The 236-nt window shown below is 67.8% G+C and carries 1 protein-coding gene; it reads left to right on the top strand.

All coding sequences use genetic code 11. The features are described 5' to 3' along the window. Nucleotides 1-24: 24 nt before the first annotated feature. Nucleotides 25-236, top strand: a 212-nt coding sequence (locus tag ACLQ22_RS32155) for a hypothetical protein (protein ID WP_425695630.1), incomplete at its 3' end; no start/stop codon positions are given.

The following is a 236-nucleotide window of genomic DNA, read 5'->3' as shown; positions in this document are numbered from 1 at the left end:
GGCCCGGACGGCACGCTGACCTCGATGGCCGACGCCGAAACCCCCGAAACAGGCGTGTGGCTGCCAGCGCTGCGTGCTGAGCGCGACGAGCCGCAGACGTTACTGACCGCGCTCGCTGGTGTTCACGTACACGGCGGGGCGGTGGACTGGCCGACACTGCTCGACACAAACACCAATCGGCGGGCTCTGGAACTGCCCACCTACCCGTTCCAGCACCAGCGGTACTGGCCACAGAC

Origin of the sequence: Micromonospora sp. DT178 (assembly GCF_049841695.1) — a bacterium.
Taxonomy (GTDB): Bacteria; Actinomycetota; Actinomycetes; order Mycobacteriales; family Micromonosporaceae; genus Micromonospora.
This window is presented reverse-complemented; position numbering and strand designations above follow the sequence as displayed.